Source organism: Massilia oculi (assembly GCF_003143515.1).
In the GTDB taxonomy this organism is placed as follows: Bacteria; Pseudomonadota; Gammaproteobacteria; order Burkholderiales; family Burkholderiaceae_D; genus Telluria; species Telluria oculi.
The window spans coordinates 4747513-4764780 of record NZ_CP029343.1 but is presented as its reverse complement, the minus strand read 5'-3'; the positions used below and the strand labels follow the sequence as shown (position 1 = coordinate 4764780).

Genomic DNA, 17268 nt, shown 5'->3' with positions numbered 1-17268 from the left:
CCTTCCCTTACCTGTCGATACTGCCGAACACGATGTCCTGGGTACCGATGATGGCCACCGCGTCAGCGATCATGTGGCCGCGTGCCATCTCGTCGAGGCTCTGCAGGTGGACGTAGTCCGGAGTGCGGATTTTCAGGCGGTATGGCTTGTTGGCGCCGTCGGAGACGATATAGATGCCGAACTCGCCCTTCGGGTGCTCGACCGCGGCATAGGCCTCGCCCTCTGGGACGTGGAAGCCTTCGGTGAACAGCTTGAAGTGGTGGATCAGCGATTCCATATTGGACTTCATGTCCATCCGGTTCGGCGGCGCGATCTTGTTGTTGTCGATCATCACAGGACCCGGGTTGGCGCGCAGCCAGGCCAGGCACTGCTTGATGATGCGGTTCGACTGGCGCAGCTCTTCCACGCGCACCAGGTAGCGGTCGTAGGAGTCGCCGTTGGTGCCGACCGGGATGTCGAACTCGACCTTGTCGTAGGCCGCGTAAGGCTGGTGCTTGCGCAAGTCCCAGGCGATGCCCGAGCCGCGCAGCATGGCGCCGGTGAAGCCCATGGCTTTCGCGTCTTCCGGCGACACGACGCCGATGCCGACCGTCCTTTGCTTCCAGATACGGTTGTCGGTCAGCAGGGTTTCGTACTCGTCGACATAGCCGTCGAAGCGTTTCGTGAACGCGTCCAGGAAGTCGATGACCGAACCCTGGCGGTGTTCGTTCAGCTCGGCGATCGCCTTGGCGCTGCGGATCGGCGACTGTTTATGTTGCGGCATGGTGTCCGGCAGGTCGCGGTACACGCCGCCCGGACGGTAGTAGGCCGCGTGCATGCGCGCGCCCGACACCGCTTCATAGACGTCGAACAGGTCTTCGCGATCGCGGAAGCAGTACAGGAACGGGCCCATGGCGCCGATGTCCAGCGCGTGCGCGCCCAGCCACATCAGGTGGTTCAGGATGCGGGTGATCTCGTCGAACATGGTGCGGATGTACTGGGCGCGGATCGGCGCTTCGATGCCGAGCAGCTTTTCGATCGCCAGCACATAGCCGTGCTCGTTGCACATCATCGACACGTAGTCGAGGCGGTCCATATAGGGAACCGACTGGAGATAGGTGCGGGTTTCCGCCAGCTTCTCGGTACCGCGGTGCAGCAGGCCGATGTGCGGGTCGGCGCGCTGGATCACCTCGCCGTCGAGTTCGAGCACCAGGCGCAGCACGCCGTGCGCTGCCGGGTGCTGCGGACCAAAGTTCAGGGTGTAGTTCTTAAGCTCAGCCATTATTTCGTCCCGTAGGTCTCTTCGCGAATCACGCGCGGGATGTTCTCGCGCGGCTCGATCGTGACGGGTTGGTAGATCACGCGTTTCTGTTCCGGGTCGTAGCGCATTTCGACATAGCCCGAGATCGGGAAGTCCTTGCGGAACGGGTGGCCGATGAAGCCGTAGTCGGTCAGGATGCGGCGCAGGTCGCCGTGGCCGTCGAACAGGATGCCGAACATGTCGAACGCTTCGCGCTCGAACCAGTTGGCGGCGCGCCAGATGCCGGTGATCGATTCGACGAGCGGCATGTCGTCGTCCGGGCAGAACACGCGCACGCGGACGCGCCAGTTCTTCGAAATCGACAGCAGGTGCACCACGACCGCGAAGCGCGGACCTTCGTAGGTGCCTTCGCCATAGGTCGAGTAGTCGACGCCGCACAGGTCGATCATCTGCTCGAACGCCAGGCTGGCGTCGTCGCGCAGGGTGGTCATGGTCTTGATGTAATCAGCCGCCTTGACCACCACGGTCACTTCGCCCAGCGCCGCCGAAATGGCAGCGCCCTCGCCCAATGCATTTTTCAGGGCGAGTTCAAGGGTCTCGAGTTTTGTCGTCATGGAGTACGCCGTCCGTTTTTAGCGCGCGATGGTGTTGGTGCGCTTGATCTTGTTCTGGAGCTGCATGATGCCGTACAGCAGGGCTTCGGCAGTCGGCGGGCAGCCTGGCACGTACACATCGACCGGAACGATGCGATCGCAGCCGCGCACCACCGAATACGAGTAGTGGTAGTAGCCGCCGCCGTTGGCACAGGAGCCCATCGAGATCACCCAGCGCGGTTCCGCCATCTGGTCGTAGACCTTGCGCAGCGCCGGCGCCATCTTGTTGCACAAGGTGCCGGCGACGATCATCACGTCGGACTGACGCGGCGATGGACGGAACACGATACCGAAGCGGTCCATGTCGTAGCGGGCCGCGCCCACGTGCATCATCTCGACCGCGCAGCAGGCCAGACCGAACGTCATCGGGAACATCGACCCCGTACGCGCCCAGTTGATCAGCTTGTCGGCTGTGGTGGTGATGAAACCTTCGTTTAATACGCCTTCAATTGCCATGGCTTATTCCCAATCAAGGGCACCTTTCTTCCAGATGTACCAGAAACCGACCACGAACTCGGCGATGAACACCATCATCGTGATGAAACCGGTCCAACCCAGCTCGCGCATCGAGACGCCCCATGGGAAGAAGAATGCCGTTTCCAGATCAAACAAAATGAACAAGATCGCGATCAGGTAGTACCTGACGTCGAACTTCATGCGTGCGTCTTCGAACGCTTCGAAGCCGCATTCATACGGGGACAGCTTGGCATCGTCGGGCTTGTGCGGGCCGAGCAGCCGACCGAGCACCTGCGGAGCAACACCGACACCGATGCCAACCAGGATAAAGAGAAGAACGGGGAGATAATTTTCGAGGTTCACAGCTGAAGCTTCCTGAACGATCGGTTAATGAAATGCTGCGGGGATGCAGCACCGAATCGTGCGAACCTGGCTTCAAGCCTGCCACCAGGACCGGACGACGATCCTCGTAAAAAAGCCAGCTCAGGCATGAGGGAAAACTCGTGCGCCCTTGCTGGCTTTCTTTCACAATTTTGGTGCCGACGGCGAGACTCGAACTCGCACAGCTTGCGCCACTACCCCCTCAAGATAGCGTGTCTACCAATTTCACCACGTCGGCTGGAGACCAGTATTTTACCCTGCCTTAGCATGTCTTATCAATGCTCAAATTGCGCAATCACAAGGATATTTGCGAATTTTTTGAATCACGTCGCCGAATAATCGATGGCTCATCAATTACTGGCGCCGAAAGACCGCACTGCTAAACACGGTACGCGTCAATATTCCAAGGTCACGTACCGCATGGCTTGATACTTTAGCCACGCGCCGCAGCATTCTACGCCTAAAAGCACAAACGCGCCGTAGAACGGCGCGTTTCTGAACAACAAATGTGGCGCGGTTGCCGCGCCCTGCCCCATTACTTGGCTGGAGCGGCCGGTGCTGGCGCCGCTGGCGCCGGTGCTGCCGGGGCCGGGGTCGCCGGGATGGCTTCGGCCGGTGCGGCGTTAGTGGCCGGCAGGGTCGGCACGTCGGCCGGTGCGGTCTGGGCCGGTGCGCCGCCAGGAATGCCTGTCGCAGGCGCCTGGCTCGACGGCACGGTCACACGACCCATGACGCCGCCGCCGCTTTCGCCGCCGCTGCCGCTGTTGCCGATATAGGCCAGGGCCAGGGTCGAACCGAAGAAAATGGCGGCCGCGACTGCGGTCGACTTCGACAGGAAGTTCGACGAACCCGAGGCGCCGAACAGGCTGCCCGATGCGCCCGAGCCGAAGGCGGCGCCCATATCGGCGCCCTTACCGTGCTGCATCAGGACCAGGCCGATAATGGCCAGGGCCGAAACAACTTGCACGACGATAATCAAATTGAACCAGATCATTGCAATTCCATTCCAAGTTTAAAACAACGTTTTTAAATTTCTTATATTTTCAAAAGATTCGAAAATTCGTGACGCCTATAGCCAAATCTTATGCTGCACGCCTTCGCGGCCCGGACTACGCGGCTCGAATAATCCCGAGAAAATCGCTCGACTTTAACGCCGCCCCACCGATCAGACCGCCATCGATATCCGGCTGCGCCATCAGATCGCCTGCATTCTCCGGCTTCATGCTGCCGCCGTAAAGGATTTGTACGTGTTCCGCCGCCTCGGCGTTGCAGTTGCGCAGTTTCTGACGCAAGAAGGCGTGCACTTCCTGGGCCATCGCCGGCGTCGCCGTCTTGCCGGTGCCGATCGCCCACACCGGCTCATAGGCAACCACGAGCTTGGGCACGGCGTCGGCGCCCACCACTTCCAGCACCGCATCCAGCTGGGCGCCGACCACGTCCTGCGTGGCGCCCGCCTCACGCTGCTCCAGCGTTTCGCCGACGCACACGATCGGGGTCAGGCCGGCATCCAGCGCCGCCTTGGCCTTGCCCGCCACCAGCGCATTCGATTCGCCATGGTAGGCCCGGCGTTCGGAATGGCCGACGATCACGTAACGGCAGCCGAAATCCTGCAGCATCGAGGAACAGACTTCGCCGGTGAAGGCGCCGCATGGCTCGGTCGCGACGTCTTGCGCGCCCCAGGCCATTGCACTGCCTGCGAGAAGTTGTTCACACTGAAAGAGGTAGGGAGCGGGGACGCAGACGGCGCTCGCGGCGCCTCCGTCATTCAATCCTGCGAGAATACCTTGCAGCAGCTGCGCATTGGCTGCACGGCTGCCGTTCATCTTCCAGTTACCTACGACGAGTTTGGGACGCATACTACCCCATGTCAAATAACCCGCTATTCTAGCGGTCGATCATATGGCGGTCAAACAAAGGCTGAGCTGCTCGGCTCGCTGATTTTTGCCTGGAACCCGCCGAAACCGCGTGCCCGCGAGGCCGTCCTGGCCCGGCCGGCACGCCCCTTCTTGCTTACTTCAGCCCGGCTGCACCTGCAGCACGATCTTGCCGACGTGGGTGCTCGACTCCATCAGGGCATGCGCCTCAGCCGCCTGTTCCATGGGGAAGACCTGGTGGATCACCGGCTTGATCTTTCCCTGAGCGAACAGCGGCCAGGCATGTTCGCGCAACTGCTGCGCGATCGCCGCCTTGAATTCCACCGGACGCGGCCGCAGGGTCGAGCCGGTGATGTGCAGGCGGCGCCGCAGCACCTGGCCCATGTCGACGTTGGCGCGCGCACCGCCCAGCAGCGCGATCACGACCAGGCGGCCGTCGTCGGCTAGGCAATCGATCTCGCGCGCCACGTAGTCGCCCGCCACCATGTCCAGGATAACGTCGACACCTTTGCCGTTCGTGAGTTCCTTGACCACGGCGACGAAATCCTCGTCGCGGTAATTGATGCCGCGGTCGGCGCCGAGCGCCTCGACGGCGCGGCATTTGTCGGCACTGCCGGCGGTGGCGAACACGCGGTGGCCCAGGGCCTTGGCCAGCTGGATCGCGGTCACGCCGATGCCCGAGCTGCCGCCCTGCACCAGCAAACTCTCGCCCTCCGACAGGCGGGCGCGGTCGAACACATTGCTCCACACGGTGAAATATGTTTCCGGCAAGGTGGCCGCTTCCAGCGCGCTCAGGCCTTCCGGCACCGGCAGGCACTGTTCGAGCGGCGCCGCGCAGTATTCGGCATAGCCGCCGCCCTGCACCAGCGCGCATACCAGGTCGCCCTTCTTGAAGTCACTACCTTCCAGGTCGCCGTCGACGATCTCACCCGCCACTTCCAGGCCGGGCAGATCGGAGGCGCCGGGCGGCACCGGGTATTTACCCAGGCGCTGCAGCACGTCGGGCCGGTTGATGCCGGCGGCGTGGACCTTGATGAGCACTTCGCCGGCCTTCAGGACCGGCGTCGGGCGCTCGCACAGTTGCAGGACTTCCGGCTTGCCGGGCTGGGTGATCTCGATGGCGCGCATGGTTGATTACTCCCCGTGTTAGCAAAACCGTAATTGTACGGGAGTCGGAGCCGGCTTGCGCGCCGCCGTGCGCGTCCTTATACCCTCGACTCTACCGCCGCCAGTGCCTGGCGCGCCATGGTGAGGGCGCCCGCATAGCTGCGGGCGGCGGCGATGAAGCGGCCGGTATGGCAGAACACCGCGTCCTCGACGCCGGTCACGGCCGCCAGCTCGGCTTCGCGCAGGCCGGCCCAGGCTTCCGGCAGGTCGGCCCTGGCGTCGAAGCTCTCGGTGTCGACCGATACCGTGTGCAGCATGTAGCGCTGTTCGGTCAGGCTGTGGCTGATGACGAACAGGACCTTCGGCATCTCCTTGCGCACCACGCTGCTCCAGGGCAGCGCGGCATTCTTGAGGAACAGCAGCTTGCCGTCCTCGAGCACCTCGGCCTGGCGCACCTGGGTCACGGCCAGCATCGCGCCGACACGGTAGCGCACGGCATTGCCCATGATGTCGGTCAGGAACTCGACGGCGCGCATGAACTGGCCCATGCGGTAGACCTCCACCGCCTCGCCATACCCCAGGCGCTGCTCGTCGAGCCAGCCGGGATTGAAGCCGGACACCACCGCCGACAAGCCATAGCTGCCCGGCGCATTCTTGGCCACGCCGACGTCCGACAGGTCGAGGTATTGCACGATGTCGGCATCGATCGCGTAGGCGATCTGCTGGGCCGTATCGTCCGCCAGCCGCTCGCCGGTATGGTGTTCGGCCAGGGCGGCGACACAGCGCGCGCCATACTCGCGCCAGACCAGGCCGGCGCTGGCATAGGGCACGCCGGACACGCGGGTGGCGTCGAATTCCTTCTGGTGGTGGTCGAAGCGGCCCGTGGCCGGGTCCCAGACCCCGCCGACGTCGATCGCGAAGTCGGCGGCATCGATCCTGGCCTGTTCGCGGGTGCGGACGATGTCCGCCCCGGGGAACAGCACCTTCAGGACGGCGACCGCCCACGCATCATCCGCGTGGAATTTGCCGCCGTGAGTGGCAATCAACATACATGCTCCAAATGGTCGCCGCGCCATCGTCACTGTATTGACAGGCGCGCGCGAGTGAGTCGAAGCCGAAGCCTACCACGCGGACCTGTCCCGGCGCGCCCTTCCATCTCTGTTTTGGGCAATTTCCTGAGGTTGAGCGCCGAGCGCACGCGCGAGCATCTTGTGGCGGTGCGCGAACAGCAGCTTCACCATGGCGCGCACGACGGGAGCAGCGAACCGGGGCGCGAACTTCACATGGTCGGTAATCAGGGCGCCGCGGCCGTCCGGGGCCGGCGTGATCACGCGCTCGTGGCGCCAGGCGTGCATCGAGAGCAGTTGCGACTGTTCGACAAAGCGATGACCCGGCACGATTTCGGTAAACGTCAACTTCGACATATCGACCGGGAACAAGCCGAACAGCAAAAACTGGCAGCGGCCCAGCGACTTGCCGAGCATCGTATTGGCGCCGATGTCCGTCATTCCTTTCGGAAACACGAGCTTCAGCAAGGGCCGCATCTCGGCGCGTACGCTCTGGAGCGAGGTCGACCAGGCCCAGGCTTCCTGTGTCGAGACCGGCACCTGGGTCGTCATCGTCAATTCAACATCCGCCATGTCCACCTCCTTGTCGATGTGTTCGCTCCCATGCTGGACCGCATCGGCGTTCCGCTCAGTTCGCCAGATCGCTTACCGCCAACTTTAGATGGCTCGGATTTTCTTGTTGGAATCGCAATCAATATGCGCTTCGATATCGCGCAACGAACCCGCCACCTGCCATCTTTTCCACATCGCCCGGCGAGGCTAGATTGTCATTACGAGCTCATGCCTATCGCATGGGCGCCCGAGGAGCTGCACATGAACCGTTTCCTGTCCGCCCTGGCCGCGGCCGCGCGCCGGCTTTTGCCACAGCTCAGTTTCTCACCACGCCGTGTCACACCTGCACTGCGCCGCCTGCTGCTGGCCGGCGCCATGCTGGCCGCCGCCATCACCCTGGCCGGCCAGCCGGTCATGGGCCAATCCCGGGACACCAGCCATTGGACCGCGAGCTGGGGCGCGGCGCCGGCCGGCCCTCCCCCGGACGCCAGCCTGCACGGTTTCAATCACCAGACCCTGCGTTTGATCGTCCGCTCCAGCGTGGGCGGCAACCGCGTGCGCATCCGCCTGTCGAACGAGCTGGGCGCGGCGCCGCTGCGGATCGGCGCGGCGCGCATCGGCCTGCGCGCCCAGGGTTCGGACCTCGCGCCCGGCACCGACCGCGCCCTGACCTTTGGCGGACACGCCGGCGTGACGATCCCGGCCGGCGCGCCGGCGCTGTCCGATCCGGTCGAACTGAACCTGCCGCCGCTCGCGCACGTGGCCGTCAGCCTGTACCTGCCGGGCGCCGTGCAGGCGACTACCGTGCACAGCCAGGCGCGCCAGACCGGCTATGTGTCGCCGAGCGGCGACCATACCGCCAGCGCCAGCCTGCCGGTCCAGCGCACGATCACCGCCTGGCCCTTCCTGACGGCGCTGGAGGTCGACGGCGCGACAGGCGCCATCGTCGTGCTGGGCGATGCGCTCACCGACGGCGCGCGCAGCAGCAATGACGCCAACCGGCGCTGGACCGACGTGCTGACGCGGCGTCTGCAGGACGAGCGCAACGCCGCTGGGCGTCCGGGCGTGATCAACCGCGGCATAGGCGGCAACCGCCTGCTCCGCGACGACCCGGCCAACCCGCTGGCCGGACGCAGCGCCCTGGCGCGCTTCGAGCGCGACGTACTGGCCACCAGCGGCGTGCGCCAGCTGGTGCTGATGGTCGGCATCGAGGATATCGGCAACTGCTCGGCCGCCGATCCGGTCACGCTGGAAGAGTTGGTGACCGGCTATCGCCAGCTGATCGCCCGCGCCCACGCCGCGCGCATCGCGGTGGTCGGCGCAACGCTGGCGCCGTTCGAAGGCACGGCGCTGTACTCGATTGAAAAGGACGCGCTGCGCCAGGCGGTGAACGCCTGGATCCGCAGCGGCGGAGAGTTCGATGCGGTGTTCGACGCCGACCGCGTGCTGCGCGACCCGGCGCGCCCGAGCACGCTATTGCCGGCCTATGACAGCGGCGACCACCTGCACCCGAACGACCGCGGCCACGCGGCGCTGGGCGAGGCGATGCCGCTGGACCTGCTGCGCCGTTGAAGGATCATGTGTTGCCGCCGGTCTTCGACGCGGTCGGCAAGGCGGTGCCCACCTTCCAGGTGCGCGACAGGGCCTGGGCTTCTTCGATCTGTTCCGGCGTCATCTTCTTGCCGATCGCGGCGCGCTGTTCGACCGCGTTGCGGTGGCCGCCGGCCGCGGCCAGGTTGTACAGCATATAGGCCAGCACCGCATCCTGCGGCACGCCGGCCACGCTGTAGCGGTACATCAGCCCCAGCGCATGCTGGGCGTCGGGATTGCCCTGCTCGGCCGCCTTGCGAAACCAGCTCACCGCATGCTTCTGGTCTTGCGGCACGGCGTTGCCGGTGTAGTACATGGCGCCGACCACGTACTGGGCGTCGGCCTTGCCCCGCTCGGCCGCCTTCAGGTGCCAGGCGAAGGCCTGCTTGTAGTCGCGCGTGACGCCACGGCCCATGTAGTACATCAGGCCCAGCAGGTGCTGGGCGTCGGGATTGCCGGCCTTGGCCAACGGACTGATTTCTTTCAATGCCAGCGCATAGTTGCGGGCGTTGTAGGCGCTCGCGCCCTCCGCAAAGCCGGCCCGGGCGCTCGCCTGCAGGCCGAATTGCAGGCCGATGGCAAGCAGCGTCACAAGGAATATTTTTTTCATGTCTCGTGCACAGAATCTGGATCGTTATTTCCAGTTGACCTTGCCCAGGCCATCGAGGGCGACCTTGCGATTGGCCGGCTTGCCGAACACCGTCACCGATCCCATGCCCGACAGCGCGAGGTTGGCGCTGCGCTGGGCGTTGACGGTGGCGTTGCCGAGCCCGGACAGGTCCAGCGTGACCGAGTCGACCGTGCAGGCTTGTGCGTCCAGCCCACCCAATCCGCCGAGCTCGGCCCTGAGGTTCTTGCTGCGCCCGCTCAGGGTCACATAGCCGGCGCCGCCCAGGCTCAGGTCGACGTGCTCGCTGTTCACGCCCTGGATCTTGAGGTTGCCGACGCCGCCCAGGCTGGCCTTGATGGTACGGTATTCCGACGATGATACATACATCGAGCCGGCGCCATCGAGGTTGATGCTCAGCGTTTCCCCGGCGAACCCGCTCACGACGGTGGAACCGACGCTTTCCGACGACACCGACTGCAGGTTCGGCAGCACCAGTTCGGCCTGCAGGCCGGACGAGCGGCCGAAGCTGAAGCCGGAATTGCGGCCCTCGGTCTCGATGTTCAGGGTATCCCCTTTCTGCGAGGTCGTGGTCCGCGACAGCAGGCGCGCATCGCCGGTAAGCACCAGGGCCGGGGTCGCCCCCTGCCGGATCTTCAGGTCGCCCACCCCTTCAAGCTTGACGCGCACGACGCGCGCATCGATCGGGCGGGTCTCGGTGCTCGTCTCCGGCGCGGCCTCGGCGACGCCGATCGCCGCCAAGAACAAGGCGCACGGCACGGCAATGGCGGCGCCCAGCTTGATCAGGTGGTTCATCCATTCTCTCCAGTAAATTCTTGCGCCGGCATTGCGCCGGGACTTGTCATGTTGCAACTATAGCCTGAAAGCCAAGCAGGTCGATGGCCGATGCGACGAACTGCACGATTCGCCCCCCGAAATGCACACGCCGGGGATGGATGCCGTCTGCATGAGATCGGCATAGACAGGCATAAGCCGTGCGATGGCACAATAAAAAGACCACTTATCAACATGCCATTGCGCTAAGATGAGCCGCCGACGGCTCGCTGCCGTCGCCCCAACAATCATCATGAGGTTTCCATGCGCATGCGCCAATTACCTGTCCTGATGGCCGGGCTCACCCTGTCGATGTCGGCCTTCGCCGCCCCGAGCGACCAGTGGACCCTGCCGGTCAATACCAAGAAACTCGACAACGGACTGACCGTCATCGTGTCGGAAGACCGCAGCTCGCCGACCGTCGGCGTCTCGGTGGTTTACCACGTCGGCATGCGCCTCGAGCCGCGCAACCGCACCGGCTTCGCCCACCTGTTCGAGCACCTGATGTTCCAGGGCACGCCGAACGCGCCGAAGGGCGTGTTCGACACCACCATCACCGCCGGCGGCGGCTGGAACAACGGCTCGACCCGTCCCGACTTCACCAACTATATCGAGACCGCGCCAGCCTCGAGCCTGGAGCCGATCCTGTGGCTGGAAGCGGACCGCATGAAGACGCTCGACTTCAACCCCACCACGCTGAAGAACCAGCAGGACGTGGTCAAGGAAGAGATCCGCGTCAACGTCAAGAACCAGCCCTACGGCGGCTTCATGTGGATCGACATCAGCCAGCACGCCTTCCAGAAATGGGAGAACAACCACGACGGCTACGGCAGCTTCGAAGACCTGGAAAACGCCAGCCTGGACGACGTGCGCGCCTTCCACCGCGACTACTACGGCCCCAACAACGCGGTGCTGGCGATCGCCGGCGACATCACGCCGCAGCAGGGCTTTGCGCTGGCCCAGAAATACTTCGGCGGCATCGCGGCGCGCCCGGTGCCGAAGGGCACCGATTTCTCGGAGCCGCTCAATACCGCCGAAAAACGGCTTGAGCAAAGCGACGCCCTGGCACAGGTGCCGGCCATCGCGGCGGCCTGGAAGGTGCCGGAACGCGGCAGCCGCGACCAGGCGCCGATCGCGGTGCTGGCCGAGCTGCTGGGCGGCGGCGATGCCTCGCTGTTCTACCAGGGCCTGGTGAAGGGCCGCGAGATCGCCCTCAACGTCGACACCATGTTCGGCCTGACCAGTCCGTGGGAATACAACGGCCCGACGCTGATGACCGTGTTCGCGCTGTACAAGCCCGACAGCAGCGCCGACGCCGTGCTCAAGGCGATGGACGAAGAGATCGCGAAGATCGCGAAGGACGGCGTCGACGACGCGACACTCAAGCGTGTGAAGACGCGCATGCTGGCCGACTGGAACAACAAGCTGGAAAGCTTCGTCAACCGCGCCGACACCCTGGCCAAGCTGCAGACCCTGTGGGGCGACGCCAATGTGGTCAACAAGATCCCGGGCTGGATCGAGGGCGTGACCTCGAACGACATCCAGCGCGCGGTCAAGACCTATCTGGTGCCGGCCAACCGCACCGTCATCGACCGCAAGCCGGCCGCCATGATCGAGGCAGCGAAGACTGCGTCGGCCACCACCAACACCAAATAAGGAGCGCATCATGAACAAACTGATGCTCGCACTTGCCATCTCGTTCGCCTTCGCGCCGGCGGCCCACTCCGCCGACGCCAAGACGCCATCCGGCATGCCCGCCTACGGCCAGGAAAAATCGATCCCGGCGCCGAAGATCGCCAGGCAGACCCTGTCCAACGGCCTGACCGTCTGGGTCGTGCCACGCCAGGGCCTGCCGCGCGTGGACTACGTGCTGGCGCTGCGCGGGGCCGGCTTCGCGGCCGACGCGCCGAACCAGAGCGGCTTTGCCGCCATGCTGGCCGGCATGCTCAACGAAGGCACGGCCAAGCGCGATTCGCGCGCGATCGCCGAAGCGGCCCAGGGCATGGGCGGCGAAGTGGCGGCCAGCCCGGCCGCCGACGGCATCATCGTCTCTGGCAACGCCCTCGCCTCGCAGGCGAGCGGCATGCTGGAGCTGATGGCCGAGATCGTGCGCCAGCCGTCCTTCCCCGAGAACGAGGTGGCGCTGGCCAAGGCCAATGCGCTGCAGTCGCTGCGGGTATCCGAGACCCAGCCGACCTTCCGCGCCGAGCGCGCGATCAAGAAGGCCGTGTATGGCGACCACCCGTATGGCCGCACCGACCCGACGGTCGAGTCGATCAATGCCTTCAGCGCCGGCATGCTGCGCACGGAACACGCGAAGCGCTTCCGCCCCGACCGCGCGCTGCTGGTGGTCACCGGCCGCATCACCGAGGCTGAGGCCATGAAGCTTGCCAGGGCCGCCTTCGGCGACTGGAAGGCGGGCGGCGCGGCGCTGCCCGACACCCCGGCGGTGGCGACCGGCGTGAAACCGGCGCGCATCCTGCTCGCGCGCGATGGCAGCGTGCAGTCGACCTTGCGTCTGGGCAGCCCCGGCATCGCGGCCAGCGCGGCGGACCAGATCCCGCTGCGCCTGACCAGCACCATCCTGGGCGGCGGTTTCTCGAGCCGCATCAACACCAATCTGCGCGAGGAAAAGGGGTATACCTATGGCGCTTCGGCCGGCGCGCGCATGAGCCGTGCGGGCGGCATGATGGTGGGCGGCGCCGACGTGCGCAACGAAGTGACGGGCGCCTCGCTGGAGGAATACTTCAAGGAGTACAAGCGCCTTGGCGCCGACCTCGTGCCGGCCAAGGAGATGGACATGAACAAGCGCTATGTCGCGGGCGGCTACCTGCTCAGCAACCAGCTGCAGCGCTCGGTCGCCAATACCCTGGCCGCCAACTGGCTGGTCGGCCTGCCGCCGGAATTCCTCGGCGAATACGTGCCACAGATCCAGAAAGTCACGCCGGAGCAGGTGCGCACCGTGGCAAGGAAGTATTTCTCGCCCGAGAACCAGTCGATCGTGGTGGTCGGCGATCCGTCCAGGCTCGAGGAACAGCTCAAGCCGTATGGCGCGTTCACGGTGCAGGACAAGTAATCCAGCGCAGATGCTGACCTGAAAGCCCCGCCACCCTGGCGGGGCTTTTTTATGGGTTGTCAAGACCGGCTCCCCGGTCCATCCTTATGCTGCAAGCCTTGCATACGAGGAGTGGGACATGGCAACGCGCTATTACATCACGCTCGGCGCATCGACGACGGCCGGCGGCACCGTGACCTCGGCCAGCTCGCTGCTGGCCCTCGACGGCGTAAAGGTCGCGCTCGAAGGCGACCAGGTGTCCTGCCCGGTCTGCGGAACGACGGGCATCATCGGCCTCGACGGTCCGCGCCTGCCGGCGCGCCACGACGGCAGGCAATATGCCCTCGACGGCGACCTGTGCCTGTGCCGCTGCGAGCCGCCGCCGCGGCTGGTCGCCGTGCAGCACCTGTGCGGCCAGTAGGCGCCTATTCGGGCACGCCCAGGATCACGCTCGACGCCTTGAACAGCGCGGTCGCCGCCGCGCCCTCGGCCAGTTCGAGCGCATCGACGCTTTCATTGGTGATGGTGGCCGCCACGCTGCCGCCGCCCGCCAGCGCGATCACGACTTCGGAATTGACCGCGCCGCGCATCAGCCGCGTGACCTGGCCCTTCAGTCGATTGCGCGTCGACAGCCGTGCGCCGTCGCCTTCGGTCATCACGATCACCGACGACGACTTGACCAGCGCAAAGGCCTGCCGCCCTGGCGCGAGTCCGAGATTTTCCGCACTCTCGCGCGTGACGATGGCGACGATCGTCTGCCCGCCCGCGATCTCGAGCTCGACCTCGTCGTTGACGGCGCCGCGCGCCACACGGGCCACCGTGCCGAAGAACTGGTTGCGCGCGCTGGTCCTCATCCTGAACCTCGCAAAGAGCGCGAGATCGTCGGCCACGTCGCCGGCCTGGCGGTTGAGTCGGTCGAGAAAATCATTGTGCACCTGTTCGATCGTCCTGAAGTTGTCCACCAGCTGGCGGCCGCGCGCCGTGAGCCGCGTGCCGCCGCCGCCCTTGCCGCCGCTGACGCGCTCCACCAGCGCCTGGCCCGCGAGGTTGTTCATCGTGTCGATCGCATCCCAGGCCGCCTTGTAGCTGAGGCCGACCGCCCTGGCGGCGCCGGTGATGGAACCGAGCTGCCCGATCGCCGACAACAGTTCGACCCGGTTGCTGCCGCCCAGGTTCTCGCCGCCGACCGTCATCCAGACCTTGCCCTCGAGGGCGATTTCCTTGTCTTCCGTACTCATCTGTTGTGGTGTGATCTTTCGTTATATACTTCAGTATATAGCGCATGCCTTTCCAATCAGCAGGCTACCACGACGTTCCCACTCTTACCCGGAGAAAAAACCATGAAGCACCTAGTCAGCGTGTTCCTCGCATTGACCATCATGGGAACGGCGCATGCCGGCGAGGTCCAGGTCGCGGTCGCCGCCAACTTCGCCGGTCCGATGGAAAAGCTGGCCGCCGAGTTCCAGCGCGACACCGGCCACAAGGCCATCGTCGCCACTGGCGCCACCGGCAAGTTCTACGCCCAGATCCGCAACGGCGCGCCGTTCGAGGTGCTGCTGGCGGCCGACGACGAAACCCCGGCCAGGCTCGAAACCGAAGGCCACGTCGTGGCCGGCAGCCGCTTCACCTACGCCACCGGCCGCCTGGTGCTGTGGTCGGCCAGGGACAATGTCGTCCACGCCAGCGGCAGCGTCCTCAAGACCGGCAGCTACAAGCACCTCGCCATCGCCAACCCGAAGACCGCGCCGTATGGCGCCGCCGCCGTCGCCACCCTGCAAAAGCTCGGCCTGTACGAGGCCGTGCAGCCACGCATCGTCCGGGGCGAGAACATCGCCCAGGCCTGGCAGTTCGCCAGCACCGGCAATGCCGAACTGGGCTTCGTGGCCCAGGCCCAGGTCTGGCGCGACGGCAAGTTTACTTCGGGCTCGGGCTGGATCGTCCCGGCTGATATGCACGAGCCGATCCGCCAGGACGCCGCGCTGCTGGCCAAGGGCGCGAAGAACCCTGCTGCCCAGGCGCTGCTGCAATACCTGCGCACCGAGAAGGCGAAAGCGCTGATCCGCACCTTCGGCTACGAAGTCTGACCGGATGCTGGATGCTTCGGATTTCGCCGCGATCTGGCTGACGCTCAAGCTGGCCACGGTCGTCACCCTGCTCTTGCTCGTCCTCGGCACGCCGCTGGCCTGGTGGCTGGCGCGCACGCACTCCAGGCTGCGGCATGCGGTCGGGGCGGTGGTGGCCCTGCCGCTGGTGCTGCCGCCCACCGTGATCGGCTTCTACATGCTGCTGGCGATGGGCCCCAACGGCCCGCTCGGACAGGCCACCCAGGCCCTCGGCCTGGGCACGCTGTCGTTCACCTTCACCGGCCTCGTGATCGCCTCGGTCTTCTATTCGCTGCCCTTCGTGGTGCAGCCCCTGACCAACGCCTTCGAAGCGGTCGGCACCCGCCCCCTGGAAGTCGCGGCCACCCTGCGCGCCACGCCCTGGGACACCTTCTGGTCGGTGGTGGTGCCGCTGGCGCGGCCCGGCTTCGTCACCGGCGCCATCCTCGGCTTCGCCCACACCATCGGCGAGTTCGGCGTGGTGCTCATGATCGGCGGGAACATCCCCGACAAGACGCGCGTGGTCTCGACCCAGATCTACGACCACGTGGAAGCGATGGAATATACGCAGGCCCACTGGCTGGCCGGCGGCATGCTGGCGTTCTCGTTCGTGGTGCTGCTGGTGCTGTACACGGTCTACCCGCAATCGGTCAGGGGGACGCGGCGATGAGCGGCATACGCATCAAGGTAAGACTCGATCGCGGCGCGTTCAGCCTCGACGCCGACCTCGACCTGCCTGACCACGGCGTCAGCGCCCTGTTCGGCCATTCCGGCTCGGGCAAGACCACGCTGCTGCGCATCCTGGCCGGACTGGAACGGGCGCCGGGCGCCGTCATCGCCGTCGGCGACGAAACCTGGCAGGACGATGCGCGCGGCGTGTACGTGCCGACCCACCGGCGCGGCATCGGCTACGTGTTCCAGGAGGCGAGCCTGTTCGAGCACCTGGACGTGCGCGCCAACCTGGAGTTCGGCCTCAAGCGCCTGCCGCGCGAGGCGCGCCGCTTCGAGATCGGGCCCGTGACCGAACTGCTCGGCATCGAGCACCTGCTGAAGCAGCGTCCGGCCACGCTGTCGGGCGGCGAACGCCAGCGCGCCGCGATCGCGCGCACCCTGCTCGCTTCGCCGCGCCTGCTGCTGATGGACGAACCGCTGGCGGCGCTCGACATGAAGCGCAAGCAGGAGATCCTGCCCTATCTCGAACGCCTGCACGAAGAGCTGGCGCTGCCGGTGGTCTACGTCAGCCACTCGGCCGACGAAGTGGCGCGCCTGGCCGACTACCTGGTGGTGCTGGAACAGGGACGCGTGCTGGCCAGCGGACCGCTTTCCGAAACGCTGGCGCGGCTCGACCTGGCGGCGAACTTCGATGACGATGCCGGCGTGATGATCGAGACCGTGCTCGCCGGGCGCGATGCCGACGGCCTGTCGCATTTGGCCTTCCCCGGCGGCGAGCTGCTGGTGGGGCGGCGCGACGCCGCCGTCGGCAGCCGCGTACGCTGCCGCATCCATGCGCGCGACGTCAGCCTGGCGCTCGAGCGCCCGCGCGGCAGCAGCATCACCAATATCCTGCCGGCCGTCGTCGACGCGGTAGGCCCGGCGGCGGCGCCGGGCCAGGTGCTGGTGCGCCTGAAGATCGGCGAAACCGCGCTGCTGGCGCACATCACCGAGCGTTCGCGGCGCGAGCTGGGTGTGGAACCGGGGCTTGCGCTGTGGGCGCAGGTGAAGGCGGTGGCGCTGCTGGCGTGACCGCTGC

Annotated in this window: 19 protein-coding genes and 1 tRNA gene; 7 read left to right on the top strand and 13 right to left on the bottom strand. The window is 65.7% G+C overall.

Going from position 1 to position 17268, the window contains the following annotated elements; translation table 11 throughout:
• Positions 1-7: 7 nt before the first annotated feature.
• From DIR46_RS21540 to DIR46_RS21495, 10 genes are all read right to left on the bottom strand, one after another.
• Entirely contained in the window at positions 8-1261 is a 1254-nt protein-coding gene (locus DIR46_RS21540; protein ID WP_109347070.1) for an NADH-quinone oxidoreductase subunit D, read from the bottom strand.
• The gene (locus DIR46_RS21535; RefSeq protein WP_109347069.1) at positions 1261-1854 is read right to left on the bottom strand and encodes an NADH-quinone oxidoreductase subunit C; all 594 of its coding nucleotides are present in this window, start codon (positions 1852-1854) and stop codon (positions 1261-1263) included. The genes DIR46_RS21540 and DIR46_RS21535 overlap by 1 nt, the downstream gene beginning before the upstream one ends.
• 18 nt (positions 1855-1872) lie before the next feature.
• Positions 1873-2349, bottom strand: a complete 477-nt coding sequence (locus tag DIR46_RS21530) for a NuoB/complex I 20 kDa subunit family protein (protein ID WP_005666428.1) — start codon at positions 2347-2349, stop codon at positions 1873-1875.
• Positions 2350-2352: 3 nt separating this feature from the next.
• A complete protein-coding gene (locus DIR46_RS21525; protein WP_109347068.1) occupies positions 2353-2712 on the bottom strand; it encodes an NADH-quinone oxidoreductase subunit A in 360 nt (119 codons plus the stop codon).
• A gap of 171 nt (positions 2713-2883) precedes the next feature.
• Positions 2884-2968, bottom strand: a tRNA-Leu gene (locus DIR46_RS21520).
• 297 nt (positions 2969-3265) lie between these two features.
• Positions 3266-3724, bottom strand: coding sequence for a preprotein translocase subunit SecG (secG, locus tag DIR46_RS21515; protein ID WP_109347067.1), 459 nt, complete (start codon positions 3722-3724; stop codon positions 3266-3268).
• Positions 3725-3839: 115 nt separating this feature from the next.
• Entirely contained in the window at positions 3840-4586 is a 747-nt protein-coding gene (gene tpiA, locus DIR46_RS21510; RefSeq protein WP_109347066.1) for a triose-phosphate isomerase, read from the bottom strand.
• A 159-nt stretch (positions 4587-4745) separates the two neighbouring features.
• Complete coding sequence (locus tag DIR46_RS21505; RefSeq protein WP_109347065.1) at positions 4746-5732, bottom strand: NAD(P)H-quinone oxidoreductase; 987 nt, start codon at positions 5730-5732, stop codon at positions 4746-4748.
• A 77-nt stretch (positions 5733-5809) separates the two neighbouring features.
• Positions 5810-6760, bottom strand: a complete 951-nt coding sequence (locus DIR46_RS21500) for an MYG1 family protein (RefSeq protein ID WP_109347064.1) — start codon at positions 6758-6760, stop codon at positions 5810-5812.
• Positions 6761-6832: 72 nt separating this feature from the next.
• Positions 6833-7351 carry an Rv1443c family protein gene (locus tag DIR46_RS21495; protein ID WP_109347063.1) on the bottom strand — a complete coding sequence of 173 codons (519 nt, stop codon included), beginning with the start codon at positions 7349-7351 and terminating at the stop codon, positions 6833-6835.
• A 207-nt stretch (positions 7352-7558) separates the two neighbouring features.
• On the opposite strand from DIR46_RS21495, the gene DIR46_RS21490 reads away from it, so the two are divergent.
• Positions 7559-8902 carry an SGNH/GDSL hydrolase family protein gene (locus tag DIR46_RS21490; RefSeq protein WP_229446349.1) on the top strand — a complete coding sequence of 448 codons (1344 nt, stop codon included), beginning with the start codon at positions 7559-7561 and terminating at the stop codon, positions 8900-8902.
• 4 nt (positions 8903-8906) lie between these two features.
• Here the strand turns inward: DIR46_RS21490 and DIR46_RS21485 are convergent, their stop codons facing one another.
• Positions 8907-9530 (bottom strand): tetratricopeptide repeat protein, encoded by a 624-nt coding sequence (locus tag DIR46_RS21485; RefSeq protein ID WP_109347061.1) that lies wholly within the window; start codon positions 9528-9530, stop codon positions 8907-8909.
• Positions 9531-9554: 24 nt separating this feature from the next.
• A complete protein-coding gene (locus DIR46_RS21480; RefSeq protein ID WP_109347060.1) occupies positions 9555-10343 on the bottom strand; it encodes a GIN domain-containing protein in 789 nt (262 codons plus the stop codon).
• Between the two features lie 288 nt (positions 10344-10631).
• Here DIR46_RS21480 and DIR46_RS21475 point away from each other — a divergent pair, with 288 nt between their 5' ends.
• The 3 genes from DIR46_RS21475 to DIR46_RS21465 all read left to right on the top strand — a co-directional run bounded on the left by DIR46_RS21475 (position 10632) and on the right by DIR46_RS21465 (position 13837).
• Positions 10632-12017, top strand: coding sequence for a M16 family metallopeptidase (locus DIR46_RS21475; RefSeq protein ID WP_229446348.1), 1386 nt, complete (start codon positions 10632-10634; stop codon positions 12015-12017).
• A gap of 10 nt (positions 12018-12027) precedes the next feature.
• Positions 12028-13437, top strand: a complete 1410-nt coding sequence (locus tag DIR46_RS21470) for a M16 family metallopeptidase (protein ID WP_109347058.1) — start codon at positions 12028-12030, stop codon at positions 13435-13437.
• Positions 13438-13555: 118 nt separating this feature from the next.
• Entirely contained in the window at positions 13556-13837 is a 282-nt protein-coding gene (locus DIR46_RS21465) for a PAAR domain-containing protein (RefSeq protein WP_109347057.1), read from the top strand.
• A 4-nt stretch (positions 13838-13841) separates the two neighbouring features.
• On the opposite strand, the gene DIR46_RS21460 is transcribed toward DIR46_RS21465, so the two are convergent.
• Complete coding sequence (locus tag DIR46_RS21460) at positions 13842-14654, bottom strand: TOBE domain-containing protein (protein WP_109347056.1); 813 nt, start codon at positions 14652-14654, stop codon at positions 13842-13844.
• Positions 14655-14756: 102 nt separating this feature from the next.
• On the opposite strand from DIR46_RS21460, the gene modA reads away from it, so the two are divergent.
• Genes modA through modC form a run of 3 tightly spaced genes read left to right on the top strand, consistent with a single transcriptional unit; the run spans position 14757 to position 17261 of the window.
• Complete coding sequence (modA, locus tag DIR46_RS21455; protein WP_109347055.1) at positions 14757-15500, top strand: molybdate ABC transporter substrate-binding protein; 744 nt, start codon at positions 14757-14759, stop codon at positions 15498-15500.
• Between the two features lie 4 nt (positions 15501-15504).
• A complete protein-coding gene (modB, locus tag DIR46_RS21450) occupies positions 15505-16188 on the top strand; it encodes a molybdate ABC transporter permease subunit (protein WP_109347054.1) in 684 nt (227 codons plus the stop codon).
• Entirely contained in the window at positions 16185-17261 is a 1077-nt protein-coding gene (modC, locus tag DIR46_RS21445; protein WP_109347053.1) for a molybdenum ABC transporter ATP-binding protein, read from the top strand. Before modB ends, modC begins: the two co-directional genes overlap by 4 nt.
• Positions 17262-17268 lie beyond the last annotated feature (7 nt).